The sequence below is a fragment of the Amphiplicatus metriothermophilus genome, from assembly GCF_900199215.1.
Taxonomy (GTDB): Bacteria; Pseudomonadota; Alphaproteobacteria; order Caulobacterales; family Parvularculaceae; genus Amphiplicatus; species Amphiplicatus metriothermophilus.
The window spans coordinates 353,847-374,726 of the sequence record NZ_FZQA01000003.1 but is presented as its reverse complement, the minus strand read 5'-3'; the positions used below and the strand labels follow the sequence as shown (position 1 = coordinate 374,726).

At 67.1% G+C, this 20,880-nt stretch carries 23 protein-coding genes and 1 pseudogene; 11 read left to right on the top strand and 13 right to left on the bottom strand.

The features are described 5' to 3' along the window. The first annotated feature begins 50 nt into the window (after positions 1-50). The 3 genes from CHB64_RS09500 to CHB64_RS09490 all read left to right on the top strand — a co-directional run bounded on the left by CHB64_RS09500 (position 51) and on the right by CHB64_RS09490 (position 2,232). Positions 51-650: a superoxide dismutase family protein gene (locus CHB64_RS09500; RefSeq protein ID WP_089412366.1), complete on the top strand. Its 600-nt coding sequence runs from the start codon at positions 51-53 to the stop codon at positions 648-650. Between the two features lie 54 nt (positions 651-704). Next, entirely contained in the window at positions 705-1,013 is a 309-nt protein-coding gene (locus CHB64_RS09495; RefSeq protein ID WP_143265982.1) for a hypothetical protein, read from the top strand. Between the two features lie 118 nt (positions 1,014-1,131). After that, complete coding sequence (locus CHB64_RS09490) at positions 1,132-2,232, top strand: Kelch repeat-containing protein (RefSeq protein WP_089412364.1); 1,101 nt, start codon at positions 1,132-1,134, stop codon at positions 2,230-2,232. 6 nt (positions 2,233-2,238) lie between these two features. Here the strand turns inward: CHB64_RS09490 and CHB64_RS09485 are convergent. From CHB64_RS09485 to CHB64_RS09470, 4 genes and pseudogenes are all read right to left on the bottom strand, one after another. Then, positions 2,239-2,684: pseudogene (locus CHB64_RS09485) on the bottom strand (DUF2269 family protein). Positions 2,685-2,880: 196 nt separating this feature from the next. Continuing rightward, positions 2,881-3,150 (bottom strand): hypothetical protein, encoded by a 270-nt coding sequence (locus CHB64_RS09480; protein WP_089412363.1) that lies wholly within the window; start codon positions 3,148-3,150, stop codon positions 2,881-2,883. Between the two features lie 347 nt (positions 3,151-3,497). Then, positions 3,498-3,746: a hypothetical protein gene (locus tag CHB64_RS09475; protein ID WP_089412362.1), complete on the bottom strand. Its 249-nt coding sequence runs from the start codon at positions 3,744-3,746 to the stop codon at positions 3,498-3,500. Positions 3,747-3,978: 232 nt separating this feature from the next. Further along, positions 3,979-4,431, bottom strand: a complete 453-nt coding sequence (locus CHB64_RS09470; RefSeq protein ID WP_089412361.1) for a single-stranded DNA-binding protein — start codon at positions 4,429-4,431, stop codon at positions 3,979-3,981. Positions 4,432-4,657: 226 nt separating this feature from the next. On the opposite strand from CHB64_RS09470, the gene uvrA reads away from it, so the two are divergent. Beyond that, a complete protein-coding gene (uvrA, locus tag CHB64_RS09465; protein WP_089412437.1) occupies positions 4,658-7,600 on the top strand; it encodes an excinuclease ABC subunit UvrA in 2,943 nt (980 codons plus the stop codon). A 367-nt stretch (positions 7,601-7,967) separates the two neighbouring features. On the opposite strand, the gene CHB64_RS09460 is transcribed toward uvrA, so the two are convergent. Further along, on the bottom strand, positions 7,968-8,318 hold the full coding sequence (locus CHB64_RS09460; protein ID WP_089412360.1) for a DUF2200 domain-containing protein: 351 nt from the start codon (positions 8,316-8,318) through the stop codon (positions 7,968-7,970). Between the two features lie 152 nt (positions 8,319-8,470). Here CHB64_RS09460 and CHB64_RS09455 point away from each other — a divergent pair, with 152 nt between their 5' ends. Beyond that, positions 8,471-8,860, top strand: a complete 390-nt coding sequence (locus CHB64_RS09455) for a DUF1801 domain-containing protein (RefSeq protein ID WP_089412359.1) — start codon at positions 8,471-8,473, stop codon at positions 8,858-8,860. A gap of 9 nt (positions 8,861-8,869) precedes the next feature. Here CHB64_RS09455 and CHB64_RS09450 read toward each other — a convergent pair whose 3' ends face one another. The 4 genes from CHB64_RS09450 to gatB all read right to left on the bottom strand — a co-directional run bounded on the left by CHB64_RS09450 (position 8,870) and on the right by gatB (position 12,163). After that, on the bottom strand, positions 8,870-9,154 hold the full coding sequence (locus CHB64_RS09450; RefSeq protein ID WP_089412358.1) for a hypothetical protein: 285 nt from the start codon (positions 9,152-9,154) through the stop codon (positions 8,870-8,872). A 134-nt stretch (positions 9,155-9,288) separates the two neighbouring features. Beyond that, a complete protein-coding gene (locus tag CHB64_RS09445; protein WP_089412357.1) occupies positions 9,289-10,014 on the bottom strand; it encodes a glutathione S-transferase family protein in 726 nt (241 codons plus the stop codon). A gap of 156 nt (positions 10,015-10,170) precedes the next feature. Then, entirely contained in the window at positions 10,171-10,593 is a 423-nt protein-coding gene (locus CHB64_RS09440; RefSeq protein ID WP_089412356.1) for a hypothetical protein, read from the bottom strand. Between the two features lie 103 nt (positions 10,594-10,696). Then, positions 10,697-12,163 (bottom strand): Asp-tRNA(Asn)/Glu-tRNA(Gln) amidotransferase subunit GatB, encoded by a 1,467-nt coding sequence (gene gatB / locus CHB64_RS09435; RefSeq protein WP_089412355.1) that lies wholly within the window; start codon positions 12,161-12,163, stop codon positions 10,697-10,699. 230 nt (positions 12,164-12,393) lie between these two features. Between gatB and CHB64_RS09430 the strand changes: the two genes are divergently transcribed. Further along, complete coding sequence (locus tag CHB64_RS09430) at positions 12,394-12,693, top strand: type II toxin-antitoxin system Phd/YefM family antitoxin (RefSeq protein WP_089412354.1); 300 nt, start codon at positions 12,394-12,396, stop codon at positions 12,691-12,693. Between the two features lie 225 nt (positions 12,694-12,918). Here the strand turns inward: CHB64_RS09430 and CHB64_RS09425 are convergent, their stop codons facing one another. From CHB64_RS09425 to CHB64_RS09410, 4 genes are all read right to left on the bottom strand, one after another. Further along, the gene (locus tag CHB64_RS09425) at positions 12,919-13,701 is read right to left on the bottom strand and encodes an alpha/beta fold hydrolase (protein ID WP_089412353.1); all 783 of its coding nucleotides are present in this window, start codon (positions 13,699-13,701) and stop codon (positions 12,919-12,921) included. Positions 13,702-13,710: 9 nt separating this feature from the next. After that, positions 13,711-15,189 carry an Asp-tRNA(Asn)/Glu-tRNA(Gln) amidotransferase subunit GatA gene (gatA, locus tag CHB64_RS09420; protein WP_089412352.1) on the bottom strand — a complete coding sequence of 493 codons (1,479 nt, stop codon included), beginning with the start codon at positions 15,187-15,189 and terminating at the stop codon, positions 13,711-13,713. 178 nt (positions 15,190-15,367) lie between these two features. Further along, positions 15,368-15,667, bottom strand: a complete 300-nt coding sequence (gatC, locus tag CHB64_RS09415; RefSeq protein WP_089412351.1) for an Asp-tRNA(Asn)/Glu-tRNA(Gln) amidotransferase subunit GatC — start codon at positions 15,665-15,667, stop codon at positions 15,368-15,370. 50 nt (positions 15,668-15,717) lie between these two features. Continuing rightward, a complete protein-coding gene (locus tag CHB64_RS09410) occupies positions 15,718-17,127 on the bottom strand; it encodes a hypothetical protein (protein WP_089412350.1) in 1,410 nt (469 codons plus the stop codon). A 62-nt stretch (positions 17,128-17,189) separates the two neighbouring features. Here CHB64_RS09410 and ruvX point away from each other — a divergent pair, with 62 nt between their 5' ends. From ruvX to dprA, 5 genes are read left to right on the top strand one after another with little or no spacing between them, the layout of a single operon-like run. Then, positions 17,190-17,657 carry a Holliday junction resolvase RuvX gene (gene ruvX, locus CHB64_RS09405; RefSeq protein ID WP_089412349.1) on the top strand — a complete coding sequence of 156 codons (468 nt, stop codon included), beginning with the start codon at positions 17,190-17,192 and terminating at the stop codon, positions 17,655-17,657. Beyond that, on the top strand, positions 17,654-18,022 hold the full coding sequence (locus CHB64_RS09400) for a hypothetical protein (protein ID WP_089412348.1): 369 nt from the start codon (positions 17,654-17,656) through the stop codon (positions 18,020-18,022). The genes ruvX and CHB64_RS09400 overlap by 4 nt, the downstream gene beginning before the upstream one ends. A gap of 40 nt (positions 18,023-18,062) precedes the next feature. Beyond that, positions 18,063-19,061, top strand: a complete 999-nt coding sequence (locus tag CHB64_RS09395) for an aspartate carbamoyltransferase catalytic subunit (protein WP_089412347.1) — start codon at positions 18,063-18,065, stop codon at positions 19,059-19,061. Beyond that, on the top strand, positions 19,058-19,651 hold the full coding sequence (gene plsY, locus CHB64_RS09390; protein WP_089412346.1) for a glycerol-3-phosphate 1-O-acyltransferase PlsY: 594 nt from the start codon (positions 19,058-19,060) through the stop codon (positions 19,649-19,651). Before CHB64_RS09395 ends, plsY begins: the two co-directional genes overlap by 4 nt. Continuing rightward, positions 19,648-20,778 carry a DNA-processing protein DprA gene (dprA, locus tag CHB64_RS09385; protein WP_200815307.1) on the top strand — a complete coding sequence of 377 codons (1,131 nt, stop codon included), beginning with the start codon at positions 19,648-19,650 and terminating at the stop codon, positions 20,776-20,778. The genes plsY and dprA overlap by 4 nt, the downstream gene beginning before the upstream one ends. Positions 20,779-20,880: the final 102 nt, after the last annotated feature.

Here is a 20,880-nt window from a genome sequence, read left to right as displayed (position 1 = left end):
ACGACCGGCCGATCGGCTAGGCTCGCGCCCGAAGCGAAAAGGGATACAGAATGATGCGTCCAGCGGATTGCCGCCTTCTCGCGCTCGCCGCAGCCGCGCCTGCGCTGGCCGCCTGCGGCGGCCTGCAGAACGAAGCTCGGCCGCTCCTCGAAGAGCTCGCCCCCTCCGGATGGGCCGACGCCGAGGCGGCCGTCGTGAACGCCGCGGGCGAAACCGTGGGCCGCGCTGTCTTCGCCGAAGCGCCCGGCGGCGTATTGATGCGTATCGACGTCAAGGGCCTGTCGAAAGGCTGGCACGGCGTCCATTTTCACCAAAGAGGCGACTGCTCGGACGGCCCGGACGGATTCAAGGCTTCGGGCGGCCATGTGGGGCTGGGCGGGAACGCCCACGGCCTTTTGAACCCGGAGGGCTCGGAAAGCGGCGATCTGCCTAATCTATATGCGGCCGCCGACGGGCGCGTGACCGTGGAAGTTTTCCGCTGGGGCGTGTCATTATACCCCAGCGAGGCGAATGCGGCCGCGAACGGCCCCGAGCCGCTGCTCGACGACGACGGCTTCGCCGTGGTGATCCACGCCCATCCGGACGATCATGAGACGCAGCCCATCGGCGGGGCGGGAGAAAGAGTCGCCTGCGCGGCCGTGACCGGTTAAAGTGCCGCCCGTGGGGCCGCGGGGGCGGCGAAAAAACGTGGGGCGATTATGGGTGTGGTGATTCGACTTCTGGTTTTCGTCGTGGGCGCGCTCGGGCTCATTCTGACCGGGCTCGTAGGGGCGCACGATTATTTCGGCGTCGATACGCAGGCGCTGCTGATGCGAATGGGCGAGACGCCCGGCGGCGTCGCGACCTCGGCGCAGGGCGCGTTCGCTTCCGGGCTCGACTGGCTGGGCGGCATGATCGCCAACGCCATGGGCGCGCCTGACCCGGAAAATCCCGGCGCGGTCGCAACCTACGGGCCGACCGGCATCGCCGCGATCGTTTCGGCGCTTCTGCTGCTGTTCTCGACGCGCCGCTAAGCGCGCAGACCGGGCGCCGATTCGCCTGCGGAAGTTGGAGAGGGGACGTCCGGCCGGACGTTCCCTTTCGTCCTGTGCGCAAGCGCGCCGGCGAAGTTGCGTAAGGGGGAATGCGCCGATGAGTCATCCTGACAGGCGCGACGTGATCCTGGGGGGAACAGCCGCCGCCGCGACGGCGCTGGGGATCGCCGGCGCGCGCGCGCATCCCCATCCCCCGTCGCCCGGCGCGTGGGCGGCGCGCGCCGACATGCCGTTTCCGGTTCAGGAAATCTATCCGGCGGCCTTCGAACGCATCGAAGTCGGAGCGCGCGCGGCCAAGCCCGCCAGCGTCCGGCTTCTGGTCAACGCCGGGGGCATGACGCCGGCGCCGGACAGTCCGTTCGCCGCGACCGCCGCGACGACGATCTACGACCCGGCGCGCGACGACTGGCGCCATGGCCCGGCCCTGCCGCAGGCGCGTCATCATCTGGCGCTGGTTGCGTTGCATGGGCGGCTCTACGCCGCCGGCGGCTTCGCCAGCGACGCCGAAGGCGGCTGGCGGATGCGCGCCGAGCTGTGGCGCCTCGACGATCTCGACGCCGGCGCGTGGGCGCCGGCCGCGCCTCTGCCGGCGCCGCAAGCTGAAGCGGTCGCCGTCGCGCTGAACGGTTTTCTTCACATCGTCGGCGGACGGTCGCCGGCCACCAGCCGCAATCTGCACTGGCGCGACCATATCGACGTCGACCGGCACCAGGCCTACGACCCGCGCCGCGACGAGTGGTTCGAGCGCCGCCCGATTCCGACGCCGCGCAACAGCGCCGCCGGCGCCGTGCTCGGCGGGCTCCTCTACGTCGTCGGGGGACGAACCGTGCGCGGCGGCGTCATGCCGACGGCGGAGGTTTATGATCCGCTGGCGGACCGCTGGGACCGCATCGCGCCGCTGCCCAAAGCCATGAACAAAAAAGCGCCGCACGGGCAGGCCGGCCTCGCCGCCGCCGCCTGGAACGGCAAGGTCTACGCGATGGGCGGAGAATGGTTCGACGACGCCGGCGGCGGCGTCTACGCCGACGCGTGGGAATACGATCCTCGCGCGGACAAATGGCGCGCCGTCGCGCCGATGCCGCGCCCGCGCCACGGGCTCGGCGCCGTCGCGCTCGATGACGGAATATACGTCTGCGGCGGTGCGACATCGCCGGGCGCGAAAGCAACTTCGGCTTTTCTGGACCGGTTCTCGGTCTGAACGCGATCAACCTATCGACGGGCGCGCGACCATCAGCCAGATAATGGCCAGCACGCCGAAAAGGCCGGAAAGCCGAAAGCGAACCACACTCAGCAGAGCCTGAAATACGCCGTCGGCAGAGGCGTCCCGTCATTTGCGGCCGCACGCGCAAGGTCGCGCATCCGGCGCTGCATGAAGACCACCGAAATCCAGAATGCGCCGACCAAGACGTAAAGCGCCGGCGACAGGAGTATCCAACCTTCCGTAAGCCGCCATCCGAGGGCATGCGCCAGCAGCGCGCCCGTGACCGGCTGCATCGCGACGGCGGAAGCAGTGAAGACCCAATCGGCGATGACGACGACTGAGGCCACATGCGCGATAAGTCCGGCGTCGCGAGTCCGATGCGTCATCGCCATGAAGAAGGCGATGCCGACGCCGGTTCCAAGCAGCACGGCCGCGCCGAGAATGTGCAACTAACGCAAAAGCTGAACGAGTTCCATCAGCACGACCATGTTAGCGCCAGCGCAAGCAGCGTCACGGTCACGGTCTCGATGTTCACGTATATCTCAAAGCGGCGACGCGCTCATCCGTCAAACAAGCCCTCACGCGCCGATCGGGCGATGAGTCCGCGCAGATCCGTTCGCCGTGCAATCGTCGCTGATAGCATCGTCACCGCCGATCGATCGGCAGGCATTCGCCGTAGACCGGGTTCCCGACCACCTGTTGCGACAGCCAGTCTTCAACGGCGGCTTCGCATTCCTTGCGTGTGACATAAAGGCCGATGATTTCCGGCTCGCCGGTCGGACCCGGCGTCAGCCATCCGTTCGCAGCCCATTGCGGATCCAGGCTCGGCGCGCGCTGCGGGCCGGTCGTCGCGCAGGCGGCGAGCGCCACGCCTGCGCCGAGCGCGGCCAGTTTTTTTGCATAAGCGAAACCCATCGACCGACCCTCCCCTGTGCATTCGCCATTGCGGCGAGCGAGACAAGCCTGACAGGCGTTCGGCCCGCGCGCAATCTCGCACGAGGACAGGGGCGAGCCTCGCCCGTTGCGCAAAGCCGAACGGGCTCGCGGCGCGCAGGAGGGGCGAAAAACGAAAACCCGGCGCGGGGCCCGCGCCGGGTTTTGGTTGGTTCGCTCCATGCGAGCGACGAATTGGGGAGAGCCCCCTTGCGCGATCATCGACAGTGTCGCCGATGATCGTCCCCTCAAGAATTGCAGCCTACACGCGCTGCGCTTGCTGCAACCCCGGCGCCGAGACGCAACCTGCGCGCCGAGAGCGGTCGGAACTAGGCCGCCTTCTTCGTGCGCCGCTTGGCCGTCTTGCGCTTGGCGGTCTTGCGCTTCGCCGCTTTCTTGGCCGTCTTCTTGGCCGCGGTCTTGCGCTTCGTCGCCTTGCGCTTGGCGGCCTTTTTGGCCGTCTTGCGCTTGGTGGCTTTCTTGGCCGTCTTGCGCTTCGTCGCTTTCTTCGTAGCGGCTTTGCGCTTGGTCGCCTTCTTGGCCGTCTTTCTCTTCGTCGCTTTGCGTTTTACCGCCATGGGTTACCTCCGAATCGACGTTCGAAAGCCGCACCATAAATCAATTTGCTAAAAAAGTATTCAATTGCGCGCGCACGGAGCGTCCGCACAGGCACTTTTTTGCACTTTTTGTGCGTTTTTCGCCGCGATGTGATTCGGATTCGCCCGATTTTGACTCTCGAACGCGCTTTCGAACGTTCGAAACCGCGTGTCGCAGTCAGGTGATTCGAATCACCTGCACGTGTTCGACTCGTCAAAAGGGGATGTCGTCGTCGAGTTCGAAGGACTGACCGCCTCCGGATCGTCCGCTGCTGGACGAGTTCTCGCCGCCGAAATCGCCGCCGCCGCCGTCGCGCCGACCGTCAAGCATCGTCAGCGCCGAGTTGAACCCCTGCAGCACGACTTCGGTGGTGTAGCGATCCTGTCCGTTCTGATCCGTCCACTTGCGCGTCTGAAGCTGGCCTTCGACGTAAATCTTCGAGCCCTTGCGCAGATACTGCTCGGCGATGCGCGCGAGACCCTCGTTGAAGATCACCACGCGATGCCACTCGGTCCGTTCGCGTCGTTCGCCGGTGTTCTTGTCGCGCCAGCTTTCCGACGTCGCCAGGCGCAGGTTCACCACCGGACGGCCGTCCTGCATCTGCCGGACCTCCGGATCGGCGCCGAGATTGCCGATCAGAATGACTTTATTGACGCTTCCGGCCATGACGAGCTCCTCTTGATTGCTTCCCAGCGGCTATGGCGCCGTTTCGCCGGCCGCTCAATCGGCGCCTGCGGCGAAAATTTCAGCGTCCGCCGAAAACGTTCACATCCTGTTCTTGCTGTCAACGCGTATTTGCGATTGTATGGCCGGCCATGAACGGCCGCCCCGCGCCGTTCCTTCGCCCGATCACAGGTCCCCGCCGCAGTTCGAAACGAGCCTGATAAGCATCATGAGTCAGAAGGTCATCCGCGTCGTCGGCGCGCGCGAGCACAATCTCAAGAACGTCACGCTTGAGATTCCCCGCGACAGGCTTGTCGTGCTCACCGGTTTGTCCGGCTCCGGCAAATCGTCGCTCGCCTTCGATACGATCTACGCCGAGGGCCAGCGCCGTTATGTAGAGTCGCTGTCGGCCTACGCCCGTCAGTTTCTCGAGCTGATGCAGAAGCCCGACGTCGACCAGATCGAAGGACTCTCGCCGGCCATCTCGATCGAGCAGAAGACGACCTCGCGCAATCCGCGCTCCACCGTCGGGACCGTCACCGAGATCTATGACTACATGCGCCTTCTGTGGGCGCGCATCGGCGTGCCCTACTCGCCGGCGACGGGTCTGCCGATCGCGTCGCAGACCGTGTCGGAGATGGTCGACCGCCTGATGGCGGAGCCGGAAGGGGCGCGTTTCTATCTGCTCGCGCCCATCGTGCGCGCGCGCAAGGGCGAGTACCGCAAGGAGTTCGCGGACCTTCTGAAGAAGGGCTTCCAGCGGGTGAAGGTCGACGGCGCGTTCTACGAGATCCCCGACGTTCCCGCGCTCAACAAGAAGATCAAGCACGACATCGACGTCGTCGTCGACCGCATCATCATCAAGAAGGGGATCGAAAGCCGGCTTGCGGAATCGCTCGAGACGGCGCTGGCGCTGGCCGACGGGATCGCCGTGGCGGAAAGCGCGGACCGCAAGGGCGAAGCGGGCGCTCCGCAGCGCATCATCTTCTCCGCCAAGTTCGCCTGCCCCGTTTCCGGCTTCACCATCGAGGAGATCGAGCCGCGGCTCTTTTCCTTCAACGCGCCGGCCGGCGCCTGTCCGGCCTGCGACGGCCTCGGCACCGAGATGGTGTTCGACGAAGACCTCGTCGTGCCCGATCGCGACGCGCCGCTCGCCAAAGGCGCCATCGCGCCCTGGTCGAAGACGCAATCGCCGTTCTATCTGCAGACGCTCGAAGCGCTCGCAAAGCATTACGGGTTCAGGACCAGCGCGCGCTGGCGCGATCTGCCGCAAAAGGTCCGCGACGTCATTCTCTGCGGCACGGGCGAGGAGGAAATCGCCTTCGTCTATAATGACGGCGCGCGCCGCTATGAGACCGTAAAGCCTTTCGAAGGCGTGATCCCCAATCTGGAGCGGCGCTGGCGCGAAACCGACTCTTCCTGGGTGCGCGAGGAGCTCGGCCGCTTCCAGGCCGTCACCCGCTGCGAGGCCTGCGACGGCCAGCGCCTCAAACCCGAAGCGCTGGCGGTGAAGATCGACGGCAAGACCATCTCCGAAGCCGCCGATCTTTCGATCAGGGCCGCCGGCGCCTGGTTCGACGCGCTCGAGAAAAAGCTCGCGAAGAAAGAGCGCGAGATCGCCGCGCGCGTGCTCAAGGAGATCCGCGAGCGGCTGATGTTCCTCAACAATGTCGGGCTCGACTATCTCACGCTCTCGCGCGCGTCGGGCACGCTGTCGGGCGGGGAGTCCCAGCGCATCCGCCTCGCCTCGCAGATCGGCTCGGGGCTGACGGGCGTGCTCTACGTGCTCGACGAGCCTTCCATCGGCCTGCATCAGCGCGACAACGCCCGCCTGCTCGAGACGCTGAAGCGGCTGCGCGATCTCGGCAACTCCGTGCTCGTCGTCGAGCATGACGAAGAGGCGATCCGCACGGCCGACCACATCATCGACATCGGCCCCGGGGCGGGCGTTCACGGCGGCGAGATCGTGGCGCAGGGAACGCTCAGGGACATCGTCGCGGCGAAAGGCTCGCTCACCGGCGATTATCTCGCTGGGCGCCGGGAAGTGCCCGTCCCCGCCGAACGCCGGCCCTATAATAAGAAGAAGACCATCCGCATCGTCGGCGCGCGCGAGAACAACCTCAAGAACGTGACCGCCGAGATTCCGCTGGGCCTGCTGACCTGCGTGACCGGCGTGTCGGGCGGGGGCAAGTCCACGCTCGTGATCGAGACATTGTACAAGGCCGCCGCGCGCCGGCTCTGGGGCGCCAAGGACGCGCCCGGCCGTCACGACCGCATCGAGGGCCTCGATCAGCTCGACAAGGTGATCGACATCGACCAGTCGCCGATCGGGCGCACGCCGCGCTCGAATCCGGCGACCTACACCGGCGCGTTCACGCCGATCCGCGACTGGTTCGCGGGCCTGCCCGAGTCGAAGGCGCGCGGCTACGCGCCGGGGCGCTTTTCGTTCAACGTCAAGGGCGGGCGCTGCGAGGCCTGCCAGGGCGACGGCGTCATCAAGATCGAGATGCACTTCCTGCCCGACGTCTACGTCACCTGCGACGTCTGCAAGGGCAAGCGCTACAACCGCGAAACGCTGGAGGTGACGTTCAAGGGCAAATCCATCGCCGACGTGCTCGACATGACGGTCGAGGAAGGCGCCGAATTCTTCAAGGCGGTCCCGGCGATCCGCGACAAGCTTGAGACGCTCAACCGCGTCGGCCTCGGCTATATCCATATCGGCCAGCAGGCGACGACGCTGTCGGGCGGCGAGGCCCAACGCGTCAAGCTCTCCAGGGAGCTGTCCAAGCGCGCCACGGGCCGCACGTTATATATCCTCGACGAGCCGACGACGGGCCTGCATTTCGAGGACGTCCGCAGGCTGATGGAAGTGATCCAGGCGCTTTGCCACAACGGCAACACCGTCGTCGTCATCGAGCACAACCTCGACGTCATCAAGCAGGCCGACTGGATCATCGACCTCGGCCCCGAAGGCGGCGACGGCGGCGGCCGCATCGTCGCGGCCGGAACGCCGGAGGAAATCGCCGCAAACCCGAAGAGCTATACGGGCCAGTTCCTCAAGCCGCTTCTGGGCAAAAGCAGGCGCGCCGCGGCGGCGGCGGCGAAAGCGCCGGCGAAAAAGCGCGCGACGAAGAAGAAGGCGGCGAAAGGACGGAAACGAAAGGCGGCTTAGCTGCGCCTACTAAGTTCGCAGAATGGAGACCATCCTTCAAGACGGTCCTTCGGGCTTCCCCGCCCATCCCGGCAAAAGCCGGGACCCAACCAAGGGACAATGACGGGCGAAGCCCGGTTCTTTTATTTTAACTGGACCCCGACTTTCGTCAGGGTGAGCGGGTTGATGGTTGCGGGATGATCCAGCGCGCTTCCGATCGGACATGCTCTGGGGCCCGCCTTCGGCGCAGGGCGGGTTGAGGCCGCAAGGCCGATATCCACGTGTTGCGAGCGCCGCCAACCCGCGCCCCCCCCGTTCGTCGCCGCCGACGCTGGCAGCAGCCGGCCCTGCGCGGCAATCGCGACGCGCCACATATTTTTCCTTGTTCTCATTCGCGCAAGATCTTCTCCATCGCTCTTCCCTTGGCGAGTTCGTCGATCAATTTATCAAGATAGCGAATTTCCCGCATGGTCGGCTCTTTTATCTCCTCCACTCGGACGCCGCAAATCACGCCCTTGATCGACGCGCGTGAAGGATTGGGTTGCGGCGCTTGCGCGAAGAACGTCTCAAAGTCCGTTTGCTTTTTCAGCTGGGCTTCCAGCTCCATCTGGTTGTATCCCGTCAGCCAGCGGATGATCTGATCGACTTCCGCCTTCGTGCGTCCCTTTTTCTCCGCCTTAGCGATATAATGCGGATAAACGCTTGCGAAGCTCGTCGTATAGATTCGGTGTTTCGTCATGAGAATTGCTTTCCTCCATATGCGATCGCACACGCCTCCGGCCTAGGGTCGGCTTCGGCCCCCATCTCGGGTTCGCCGCGGCGCTCGCCTTGGCGGCCTGAAGCCCGGCCTGAATTGCTACGATATCGCCCTCGCGAGCGAAGGGGAGCTTCATGAAGAAAACGCCGCCCGCCGCCGATCCGGACGCCTATGTGAGGGCCCTGCGGGGCTGGAGGAAGGAAACGGTCGCCGCCTTGCGCGCGGCGGCGAAAAGCGCCGCCGATCTCGAAGAGACGATCAAATGGGGCCACATCGTTTATTTGCGGAACGGTCCCGCCCTGCTCATCCGCGCGGAGGAAGAACGGGTGCTCTTCGGCTTCTGGCGCGGCAAGCGGCTGACGAAAATCGACCCCGCCCTCAAACCCGGCGGCAAATACGAGATGGCGACGCGGACCTTCGTCAAGGGCGACCCGGTCGACGCGGCGCTCGCCGCGCGGCTCGCCAGGGAAGCGGCGAGCCTCAATGTGCAGCTCGGCGATCCGACAAAGGCGGCGCGGAAATAGCGCGCGCCCTCACCCGTCGAGGCGCGGGCGATGGGTCGCGAGATACTGGCGGGCCAGCCGCTGGGCTTCGGCGATCTCTTCGGCGGTCATCTCGCGGGCGAGCTCGGCGCGATAGGCGCGCGCTTCGAGATTGCCCTGCATGGCCGCGAGATTGAACCACATATGCGCGGTCACGAGATCGAAGGCGCCGCTCTGCCCGCCCGTGGAGGCGGCGAGCCCCAGCCGGTACATCTCCTCGCCGCTCAGGATCGGTTCGGCGGCCGAAAGGTCCTCGGCCTGAATCGACACTGACATCGTTGAGCCCCTCATCCTGCGCCCCGCCGCCCCCTTGCGGCCGCCGGGCTTAACCATGAAAAGGATGAAAGGCCTTGCGCTAACATCCGGTAAACGAAACCTTGTTCATTCGTTTACGGACCGTAAGCGAAAGGTTAATCGCCGGGCGCCGCCTTCTCCCGCCGCGAGTCGATTCCGAATAGATGGCGCCGGGCTTCTTCGTCGTCGGCGATGGCGCGCGTCTTGTCGCGCTCCTCCGCGCCGACGGCGAGGCCGCGCTTGACCGCCTCGCGCGCGCCGACGCGCTCGAACCAGGCCTTCACCTTCGGGAACGCGTCGAAAGATACGTCATGCCATTCATGCGAGACGGCCCAGCCGAACGCCGCCATGTCGGCGATCGAATAATCGCCTGCGAGAAAATCGCGGTCGGCGAGGCGGCGCTCCATCACGCCGTATAGCCGCCTGCATTCGCGGACGTAGCGCTCGGCGGCGTACGGAATCTTCTCGGGCGCGTAGCGCAGGAAATGATGCGCCTGGCCGGCCATCGGTCCGAGCCCGCCGACCTGCCAGAAAAGCCACTGCTCGACCTCGACGCGCGGGCGCTCGTCCCGGGGGTAGAACCGGCCGAACTTGCGCCCGAGATATTGCAGGATCGCGCCCGACTCGAAGATCGAGATCGGCGCGCCGCCCGGCCCGTCGGGATCGACGATCGCCGGCATCCGGTTGTTGGGCGAGATCTTGAGAAAATCCTCCCCGAACTGATCGCCCTTGAGGATGTTTACATATTCGACGTCGTACGGAACGCCGAGCTCCTCCAGCATGATCGTGATCTTCCAGCCGTTCGGCGTCGGCCAGTAGTAAAGACGGATGGGAGCGCTCATGGATCGACGTTCTCCTCTGGATACGGAAGAATAGCCCCGTCGGGCGACGGCGCTTCGTCGATCACAGATAAGCGTAAGCGATAAAGGCGCAAAGGACCGTTCGCCGTCACGATCGCGTGACGGGGAACGGCGAAACCGCTCGGCGGCGCCAGGCGCTTAGGACGCCTCGTCCGCCTCGGCCGGGGCCTTGTCCTTCAGTCTCTCGAAATCGCCCAGAGAACAGGAGCCGTAGAACGTTCCCGTCTGGTTGTCGACCACGCGAATGACGTCGAGCCTGCAAAGCTGTGCGGCGGTGAGCGTGTACTCGAGATGATTGAAGTTGCTCGTGGCGCCGCTGCACCGGCCGCGCGCTTCGTTCACGTAGTAATCGTTGACGCCGACGCGCACGAGGAAGGTCTTTTCGTCGGCGGCGTCGATCGACGAAATGCTGCGGACGTTCAGGCAGCCCACCGTTTCGCCGGTGCGCTCGAAGCCGGCGAGCTTTTCGACCACCTTTTCGTCGACCCGTTCGGACGCCGTCGTGGCGCAACCCATCGCGATCAGCAGGGCCGCGCTCGCAAGAGGAAGATTCACCCGCATAGGACGTTCTCCTTCCTAATCTTCTGCCGCCCCCGGATCGCGCCCGCTCGCAGTCTAGCAAGCCTGGGACCCGGACATCAATCACGGACCCGTGAACGCGCCGTCACTCAAGCCCGAGCTTCCGCTTAAGAATGTCGTTCACCGCCTGCGGGTTGGCCTTGCCGGCGGTCGCCTTCATCACCTGGCCGACGAACCAGCCGAAGGTCTTGGGCTTGGCCTTGACCTGCTCGACCTGAGCGGGGTTGGCGGCGATGATCTCGTCGACCACCTTCTCGATGGCGCCCGCATCGGTGACCTGTTTGAGGCCGCGCTCCTCGACGATCTTCGCCGGATCCTCGCCGGTCTCGAACATCACGGCGAAGACGTCCTTGGCGATGCGCCCTGAAATGACGCCCTCGGCGATAAGGTCGATGAGCGCGCCGAGCCGCTCGGCCGCGACCGGCGTCGCCTCGATCTCGCGGCCGGCCCTGTTGAGCGCGCCGAACAATTCCGTGGTCACCCAGTTCGCCGCGAGCTTGCCGTCGCGCCCCTTCGCGACCGCTTCGAAATAATCAGCCCTCGCCCGGTCGGCGGCGAGCACCGCCGCGTCATAGGCCGACAGCCCGTAGTCGCGAATGAAACGATGCTTCTTGGCGTCCGGCAGTTCGGGAAGGCTGTTTCTGATCCGCTCGACCCATTCCGGATCGAGCTCCAGCGGCAGAAGATCCGGATCCGGAAAATACCGGTAGTCGTGCGCATCCTCTTTCGAGCGCATGGGCCGCGTCTCGCCGGTCGCGACGTTGAACAGGCGCGTTTCCTGCTCGATCTCGCCGCCGGATTCGAGGACCGCGATCTGTCGGCGCGCCTCATACTCCACCGCCTGCTTCACATAGCGGATGGAGTTGATGTTCTTGGTTTCCGTTCGCGTACCGAATGGTTCGCCGGGACGGCGCACCGACACGTTGACGTCGGCGCGCATGGAGCCTTCCTCCATATTGCCGTCGCAGGTTCCGAGATAGCGCAGGATCGTCCTGAGCTTCGAGAAATAGGCCGCCGCTTCGTCGGCCGAGCGCATGTCGGGCCTGGAGACGATCTCCATCAGCGCCACGCCCGCGCGGTTGAGATCGACATAGGACTCCTTCGGCGACAGGTCGTGGATCGATTTGCCCGCGTCCTGTTCGAGATGCAGCCGCTCGATGCCGACCACGATGGTCTCGCCGCCGTCGAGCTCGACCTCTATCTCGCCCTCGCCGACAATCGGATCCTTGTACTGAGAAATCTGATAGCCCTGCGGCAGGTCCGGATAGAAATAGTTCTTGCGGTCGAACCGCGACCAGAGATTGATCTTCGCGTTGAGCCCGAGACCCGTGCGCACCGCCTGCTCCACGCAAAAGCGGTTGATGACCGGCAGCATGCCCGGCATCGCCGCATCGACCATCGACACGTTCTCGTTCGGCCCCGCGCCATAGGCCGCAGACGCGCCGGAGAAGAGCTTCGCCTTCGAGATCACCTGCGCGTGGACTTCGAGCCCGACGACGACTTCCCAGTCGCCGGTCTCGCCTTTGAGGAGCTTGCGGGGCTGAACGCTCATTTCCGATTCCCTGACGGCGCGCGCCGATCCTTAAGCATGTTCTTCACGTTTTGAAAACGGCCGGCGGCGCGGCGAAGTGCCGGCGCCCGCATTTTTCCTGGCCGGCGCGGCAATTCCGCGCGAAACGCGCCGGGCGCGCTTAACCTTTCAGCCATCCTGTTCGACCGACTTATCCGCCCCTTTCGGCGCGCCGTTAGGCTCGAAGGGCAAGACGCTGGAAGGAGGAAGTCATGCGCATCTTCACCGCCGACGCGGCGAAGCGGAATTTTGGTGCGATGCTCAAGGCTGCGAAGGACGAAATCGTGCTGATCCGTCGGCACGGACGCCCGCTTTGCGTCGTCATGCCGTACCAGGCGTTTCAGGTCTACGCGAAGATCGTGCAAGCCCACAAGCGCCATCGGATCGCGGTGACGCTGGATTCGGCGCTGGCGAAATACGCCGCCGGCGACGACGAAGCGGGCTATGAAATTCTGCTTGAAGCGAATTCGCTGATGCACAGGCTTCTCAGCGACCGCGATCGCTGGCGCTGAGGGGCGCGGAGCGGGTCGCCGCGGCGCGCGCGCCGCGGCGCCCGTTCCGAGCGGAATCGCACGATTTGGAGAGAGCGGGAATCGCGCTGATTCAGCCGCGCAGCGGCTTTGCGGCGAGTTTCGAACGATTCGCCCTTGCGCGTTTCGCACGAAACGACACGCGACGCGGGAAAATCCCGACCCGTTCTCTCCGTATGCGATATTTATTTCTGCGCGCATGACAGTCTATATAATCATTGTACGGTCGAACTCAAGCCGTCGCGGCGGGCGCCGGTCTTCTGCGCGCGCGATGACGCTTCGCGCCGCCGCATAGAGCCGCCGGGGATACTGCATTTCAAGGAAATGGGTTCCGCCGCGCACGCGCGCGAGCTCCACATCGGCGTCCGGCGCGAAGAAGCCGCGCAGCGTTTCGGCGTCCGAAAAGGCGACGAGATGATCGAGATCGCCGTGCAATATCGTCACCGGCGCCGCGAGCTCCTTCAGCCGGGCGAAAAGCGGGCCGATCTGGGCGCGCCGTCCGGCGACCTCGGCGCGGGCGTGGTGGAGCGTCCTCGGCAGGAGGCCACGCACCGCCGGCGCGCCCCCGAGATCGACGAAGGGCTGCACCCAGGGCCGGGGCTCGGCGACGAGGGCGGCGACCGAGACGACGCCGCGCACGATCTCGGGAAAGTCGAGCGCGACCTTGAAGGCGAGCGCCCCGCCATAGGAGACGCCGAGCGTCACCACCTTCTTGCCGCCGTCGAGAAAAGGCCGCGCCGCGGCGACCTGATCGTCGAAGTCGAGATAGGCGCGCGCATGACCGCGCGCATAGCCCGGCCGGGCCAGCACCACGACTTCGAGGTCGGGCGGCGCAAGGCGCAGGAAACGCTCGAAGAGATATTTGCGCGAGGGCGTTCCGGGAAATACGACGAGCCGCCAGTCGCCCTCGGCCTGCGCGATCCAGGCCTGCCCTTCGACCGGCTCCGACAACGGCGCGCTGTAGACGATTTCGCGATAGCGGCGGGTCATGGCGCAGGCTCACCCCCACCACGGCTCCGGGCGCGCCTTGAACCCGGCGGCCTTCTCAAGCGCGGCCATGCCCGTGAACATGGTCTCCTCGTCGAAGGGCCGCGCGAGAAGCTGAAGCCCGAGCGGCAGGCCGTCGCGATCGAGGCCGGCCGGCACGGAGGCGCCCGGCAGCCCTGCAAGGTTCGCCGTCACGGTGAAGACGTCGTTGAGATACATCTGCACCGGATCGGCGGTCTTCTCGCCGAGCGCGAAGGCGGCCGACGGCGTCGACGGCGTCAGGATCAGGTCGACCCTGCCGAACGCCTCGACGAACTCGTCGAAAATCCGTTTACGGACCTTCTGCGCGCGCAGGTAATAGGCGTCGTAATAGCCCGCCGACAACACATACGTGCCGATCAGAATCCGGCGCTTGACTTCGTCGCCGAAGCCCTGGGCGCGGGTCTCCTCGTACATGGAGAGCAGATCCTTGTATTCCTTCGCGCGGAAGCCGTAGCGCACGCCGTCATAGCGCGCGAGGTTGGAGGAGGCCTCCGCCGGCGCGACGATGTAGTAGACCGGCAGCGCGTATTTCGTGAGCGGCAGGGAGATTTCGACGATCTCGCAGCCGGCGTCCTTCAGCCAGTCCACGCCCTGCGCCCAGATCCTTTCGATCTCCTCGGGCATTCCCTCGACGCGATATTCCTTCGGCACGCCGATCCTGAGTCCCTTCGGCGACCGCGCGAGCGCCGCTTCGTAGTCCGGCACGGGGCGATCGACGGCGGTCGAGTCCTTCGGATCGCAGCCGGCCATCGACCGGAGCATGATCGCCGCGTCGCGCACGTCGCGCGCGATGGGCCCGGCCTGATCGAGCGAAGAGGCGAAGGCGACGATCCCCCAGCGGGAGCAGCGCCCGTAGGTCGGCTTCACGCCCACCGTTCCCGTCAGCGAGGCGGGCTGGCGAATCGATCCGCCGGTGTCGGTGGCCGTCGCCGCCGCGCACAAGCGCGCCGCGACGGCGGCCGACGAACCGCCCGACGAGCCGCCCGGCGTCAGGTCGGAATTGCCTCCTTTTTTGCGCCACGGATTGACGACCGGGCCGTAATAAGAGGTCTCGTTGGACGAGCCCATGGCGAACTCGTCCATGTTCAGCTTGCCGAGCATCACCGCCCCGTCGCGCCACAGATTGGCGGTGACGCTTGATTCGTACGGCGGCCGGAAGCCGTCGAGAATGCGGGAGCCGGCGGTCGTCGGCGCGCCTTCGGTGCAGAAGAGGTCCTTGATCCCGAGCGGAACGCCTTCGAGCGGCCCGCCCTCGCCTTTGGCCAGGCGCGCATCCGACGCCTTCGCCATTTCGCGCGCCTTGTCGGGGGTCACGGTGATGAAGGCGTTCAGCGCCTTCGCCTTTTCGATATTCGCGAGATAGGCCTGCGTCGCTTCGAGCGAGGAGACCTTTTTCGCCTTCAGCGCGTCGCGAAGCGCGGCGAGGGTGAGATCGGCGATGTCGTTCATAAAACTAACCCGTCATCCCGGACGCAGCGCAGCATGCAATGCGGCGCTGCTGATCCGGAACCGCTATCGAATTGGCTAACAACATGCACGGCGCGGGCCGAGCAAGCGGACAAAGATCCCGTGTCTGCGCAGCAACGCTTCGCGTTGCGGCGCGCACGGAATGACGAACCGAGGTTCGTCACTCCACCACCTTGGGCACGACGAAGAAATGATCCTCCGTCTTCGGCGCGTTGGCGACGATCTTCTCCGGCTGGCCGCCGCCCGTCGGCCCGTCCTGCACGACGTCCTCGCGCATCTTGAGCTTCATATCGACGGCCGAGGTCATCGGCTCGACGCCTTCGATGTCGACCTCGTTCAATTGCTCGATCCAGCCGAGAATGCCGGAGAGCTCGCGCGCCAGCGGCTCGAGCCGCTGCTCGGGCTCGGCGATGCGCGCAAGGCGCGCGACCTTGCGCACGGTTTCCTTGTCGATGGCCATGATCGTCCTCTGACAGGCGCGGAGCGGGAAACGCCGCGCGCGAAGCCCTATCAACGCCCGCGCGCCGGTTCAAGGCTGGCGCGCCCGGCGCCCGCGAGCGCCGCAAGGCGGGCGAGTTCGCGCTCCGGCGCGGCATGCCGCGCGCCGGGGAAGAGGGCGAAGGCGCGCGCGGCGTCCGGACCGGCGCGCCGCTCGACCATCGCCAGGAAAAGCGACAGGTCGTAGCCGCCTTTCTCCGCGGCTTCGGCGGCGAAGTCGCGCCAGAAGGCCGCGACGGCGCCCGCTTCGTTATGGGCCGCGGCGGCGGCTGCGACGAGCGCATGGCCGCAGGCGTAGACGGCGGGCCAGCGCCCCGCCGCCGCCGCGGCGCGCAGGCTGCCCCCGTCGAGTCCGGCCGCGCAGGCGTAGCGGGCCCGCACGCGCGCTTCATCGGCCTGGGCCAGCGTCCAGAAACCGGCGCCGGCGAGCGCTTCGACGCCGAGCGCCTCCGCCGCGCCTTCATGGAGCCAGTCGGGCGCGCCCGCCGGCGAGGGCCTCGCCGCCGCCTGCCAGAGATGCGCGGCTTCATGGGCGAGCGCCCGGCGCAGGATCTCGCGCGCGCCTTCCCCCGGCGCGCGCCATCCCGCGCCGGAAAGGGCGACGAGAATCTGCCCGGGCAGGGCGTCGCCTCGCAGGTCGAGCCGGCCCGGAGCCGCGCCGCCCATGACGAGAAAGACGTCGACTCCTTTTTCAAGTCCGTTCCCCGGATCGCCGGCGCCCCCTGAGCCGAACGCGCGCGCATAAAAGCCGAGCAGCCGCGGCAGCGCCGTCTCGATCTCCGCCGCGATCCATCCGGGTGCAGACGGATCGACATAAAGCCGCCCGCCGGCGAAAGCCCGCGGCGCGTCAGGACCGACATAGACGAAAGCGGGATGGTCGTGCGGGCTCGCCCAGTCCGCGAACGCCGCCGCGGTTTCGCCGAAGGCCGAAACGCGCCCGCCAGGAGCGGGCCGGATCGCGAAGCGAACCGGCGCGCGCCGGCCCGCCGCCGCGAAGGGCTGGAAATGCCCCGTATACAGAACGGCGCCGCGCGCGCCCATCGGCGTGATCGGCTCATATTGTTTCGCGAAGCCGTTGACCCGCGCGACGGCCCTGACCGCGATCGCCGCCGGAAGGCGCCGTCCGTCTTCGGCGACGATGACATCCCTGCCGTCCTCCTCGACAAGCGCGGCGCCAGGCGTCTCGACGGTCCAGTCGCGGCTTCGAAAGCCGTTATGGCGCGGCCCGAGGTCGATTCGCCGAACCGGCCGGTCCGGCCGATAGGTCGCGCGCCAGGCGCCGTCGGGCGCCGGGGCGAGGTCGACCGAAAAGGCGGCCGGCGCATCGCCGCCCCCCGGCTCGCCCGCGAGCCGGGCGAGAATCGCCGCGCCCGCGAGCGCCGCGGCGAGCGCGAAAAGGGTCAGACGGCGGCGACGCAACATATTGAAAACAAATCGCTTTTCTAATCTGTCCCCGGCCTTCCAGGGCGTGGTAGCATGAACGCATGAAATCGAGCTTCGAACAACAGGCCGCCGCGTTCGGCCCGCGGGGAGCGCTTCTCGGCCTCGATCTCGGCGAGAAGACCATCGGCGTCGCCGCGTGCGATCCCGACCGGCGGGTGGCGACGCCGGTGGAGACCATCCGGCGCAGAAAGTTCGCCGCCGACGCCGAGCGCCTCGCCGCGCTCGCCGCCGAACGGGGCGTCGTGGGCCTGGTGCTCGGCCTGCCGCGCAACATGGACGGCACGGAGGGCCCGCGCGCGCAATCGACCCGCAGCTTCGCCCGCAATCTCGCCCGCATCCTGCCCTTGCCGGTGGCGTTCTGGGACGAGCGGCTTTCGACCGCCGCGATGGAGCGCGCGCTCATCGCGCTCGACGCGAGCCGGGCCAAGCGCGCGCGCAAGATCGACGAATCCGCCGCCGCCTTCATCTTGCAGGGCGCCATCGATCGGCTAAGGAGCGCGACCTCATGATGACCAGAAAGAAGCCGCCCCCGCTCGATCCCAACGTCTTTCGCCACGCCATGTCGGGACTGCTGGTGCTGACGGGCCTGCTCCATCTCGGCGTGGGCCTGCTCGGCGACGCCGGCGAGATGAAGACCGCGCTCATCGTCATGGGCGTCGTCTATTCGGCCCTGGGGGCCTATGTGCGCGCCGGCGGGCGCACGGCGGTGCTCATCGCCATGGTCGTGACCGCGGCCGGCCTCGGCGTCGGCGCAGTGCAATACGCATCCCGCGGGGGGCCGGTCTCGCTGCCGCTCATGTTCTTCATCGACGTCGTCATCTTGGCGGCCGGCGGCGTGTGGCTCGCCCGGACGGCGAAGAAGACGCGCGCGTGAATTGCGGAGGCCGCGACTCGCGCCTATAGAACCGGTCTCAATGGAAAATGCGCCTCGCCCCGCGCCGCCGCCCGGCGGCTGGTCCGCTCGCCACTTGCTGAGCGTGGACGATCTGTCGCGCGACGAGGTCCGGCATCTTCTCGATCTCGCCGAGCATTATGCGGGCTATCTGCGCGCCGGCGCGCAGGCGCCGCGCCGGCTCGCCGGCAAGACGCAGATCAATCTGTTCTTCGAATCGTCGACGCGCACCAATCTTTCCTTCGAGCTCGCGGGGAAAAAACTCGGGGCCGACGTCATCAACGTGCCCGTCGCCGCGTCCTCGGTGAACAAGGGCGAGGGACTCGTCGACACCGCCCAGACCCTCGCCGCGATGGGCGCGCATATTCTCATCGTGCGCCACAGCGAGCCCGGCGTGCAGGAGGCGCTGGCGCGCCGGCTCGACTGCGCGGTCGTCAACGCCGGCGACGGCGCCCATGAGCATCCGACCCAGGCGCTGCTCGACGCGGCGACGATCCGCTCGGTCTTCGGCTCGCTTGAAGGACGAGTCATCGCGATTTGCGGCGACGTGAAGCATTCGCGCGTGGCCGGATCGGACGCACGCCTGTTCGTCAGGCTCGGCGCCGAGGTGCGCTTCGTCGGGCCGGCGCATCTCATGCCGCCCGCGAACGATTTTCCATCCGTCGCGCGATACGATTCGCTCGAGACGGGCCTCGCCGGCGCCGACATCGTCATGGCGCTGAGGATGCAGTTCGAGCGCATGAGCTGCGACGCCGAGCGCGAAGCGGCCTCGGCCCGCTATTTCGAGGAATACGGCCTGACGCATGCGAGTCTGCGTTTCGCCAAGGCGAACGCCAGGGTCATGCACCCCGGTCCGATGAACCGGGGCGTGGAGATCGACGACGCGCTCGCCGACGATCCGGAGCGTTCGCTCATCCTGCGCCAGGTCTTCTACGGGGTGGCCGCGCGCATGGCCTGTCTCGACGCGCTGCTGACGGGAGGAATTCGCGCCGAGCGCGACAGCGACAGGAATCGCCCATGAGCTACGTTCTCCCGCTCGTGCTGGGCTATCTTCTCGGCTCCGTTCCGTTCGGCCTGGTGCTGACGAAAGCCGCCGGGCTGGGCGACATCCGTCAGGTCGGCTCGGGCAATATCGGCGCGACGAACGTCCTGCGCACGGGGCGCAAAGACCTCGCCCTCGCGACGCTCCTGCTCGACGGCGGCAAGGGCGCGATCGCGGTCGTCGCCGCCTACGCTCTCGGCTGGCGACCCGAGATCGCCGGCGCGGCGGCCTTTCTCGGCCACTGCTTTCCGGTCTGGCTCGGGTTCAGGGGCGGCAAGGGCGTGGCGACCTATCTGGGAACCCTTCTCGCCTTGTGGTTTCCGGCCGGCGTTTTCGCCTGCGCGACGTGGCTCGGCGTCGCGTTCGTGTCGCGCTATTCTTCGCTCTCCGCGCTCGTCGCCGCGGCGGCGAGCCCTGTCGCGCTCTTCGCCATGGGCAAGCCCGCATTCGCGGCCGCCGCGGCGTTCATGACCGTCCTCATATTCCTGCGCCATCGCGCCAATATCGCGCGCCTTCTCGAGGGGGCCGAGCCGAAGATCGGCGCCGCGAAAGGGGGATCGACGACGTGACGGCCGCTATTTCGCGCGAAGAGCGGCTCGACTGGCTGCAGCTCATCCGTACTGAGAGCATCGGCCCGATCAGCTTTTTTCGCCTGCTGAAAAAATTCGGCTCCGCCGCCGCCGCGCTCGACGCGCTGCCGCGGCTCGCCCGCGCGGCGGGGCGCGCCCAGCCGCCCGCCCTCGCCGACCGGGAGACGTGCGCGCGCGAGCTCGATCTCGCCGACGAGCTCGGCGTGCGGATCATTCTCGCCTGCGAGCCGGATTACCCGCGCCTGCTGCGTCCCCTGCCCGACCGGCCGCCGGTTCTTTACGCGAAGGGCCATCCGAGCCTTTTCGAGCGGCCCGCCGTCGCGATCATCGGCGCGCGCAACGCCTCCGGCGCGGGGCGCAAGATCGCCCGCGATCTGGCGCAGGGGCTGGGCGCGGAAGGCGTCGTCGTCGTCTCCGGGCTCGCGCGCGGCATCGACGGAACCGCCCACGCCGCCGCGATCGAGACCGGGACGATCGCCGTCGTCGCCGGCGGCGTCGACGTCATCTATCCGCCTGAACACGAGGATCTGACCCTGGAGATCGCCGCGCGCGGGCTTCTGGTCTGCGAACGCGCCCTCGGCCATCAGCCGACGGCGCGCGACTTTCCCCGCCGCAACCGGCTCATTTCGGGTCTCGCGCGCGGAGTCGTCGTGGTCGAGGCGGCGGCGAAATCCGGCACGCTCATCACCGCGCGGTTCGCGCTCGATCAGGGACGCGAGGTCTTCGCCGTGCCCGGCTCGCCGCTCGACCCGCGTTGCCAGGGGGCCAACCGCCTCATCCGCGACGGCGCGACGCTCGTCGAGACGGCCGAGGACATTCTGGAGGTTCTCGCCGCGCAGGCCCGCGGCGCGCGCGAGACCGGGCCGGACGACCTTTTCGACTGGGCCGAAGGCGCCGGGGAGACCGACGAGGCGCCGGACGCCGCGCCGCCTGAGCTGCGCGCGGCGGTCTTCGAGCTCTTGAGCTTCACGCCGCTCCATCGCGACGAAATCCTGCGCGCGGCCGGCGCCCCGCCCGGCCTCGTCGCCGACGCCCTGCTGGAGCTCGTGCTTGCGGGAGAAGCCGAAGAACTGCCCGGCGGCGCCTTCGTTCGCGCCGCGCGATGAGCCGCGCGATTTTCGCGGCGGCGCGAAACCTTCCGGCGCCCGCTCGCGGATCGGCAACGTTTCGCCGCAGAGGGCGTTGCCCGGCCGGCGCGCGCGATTACG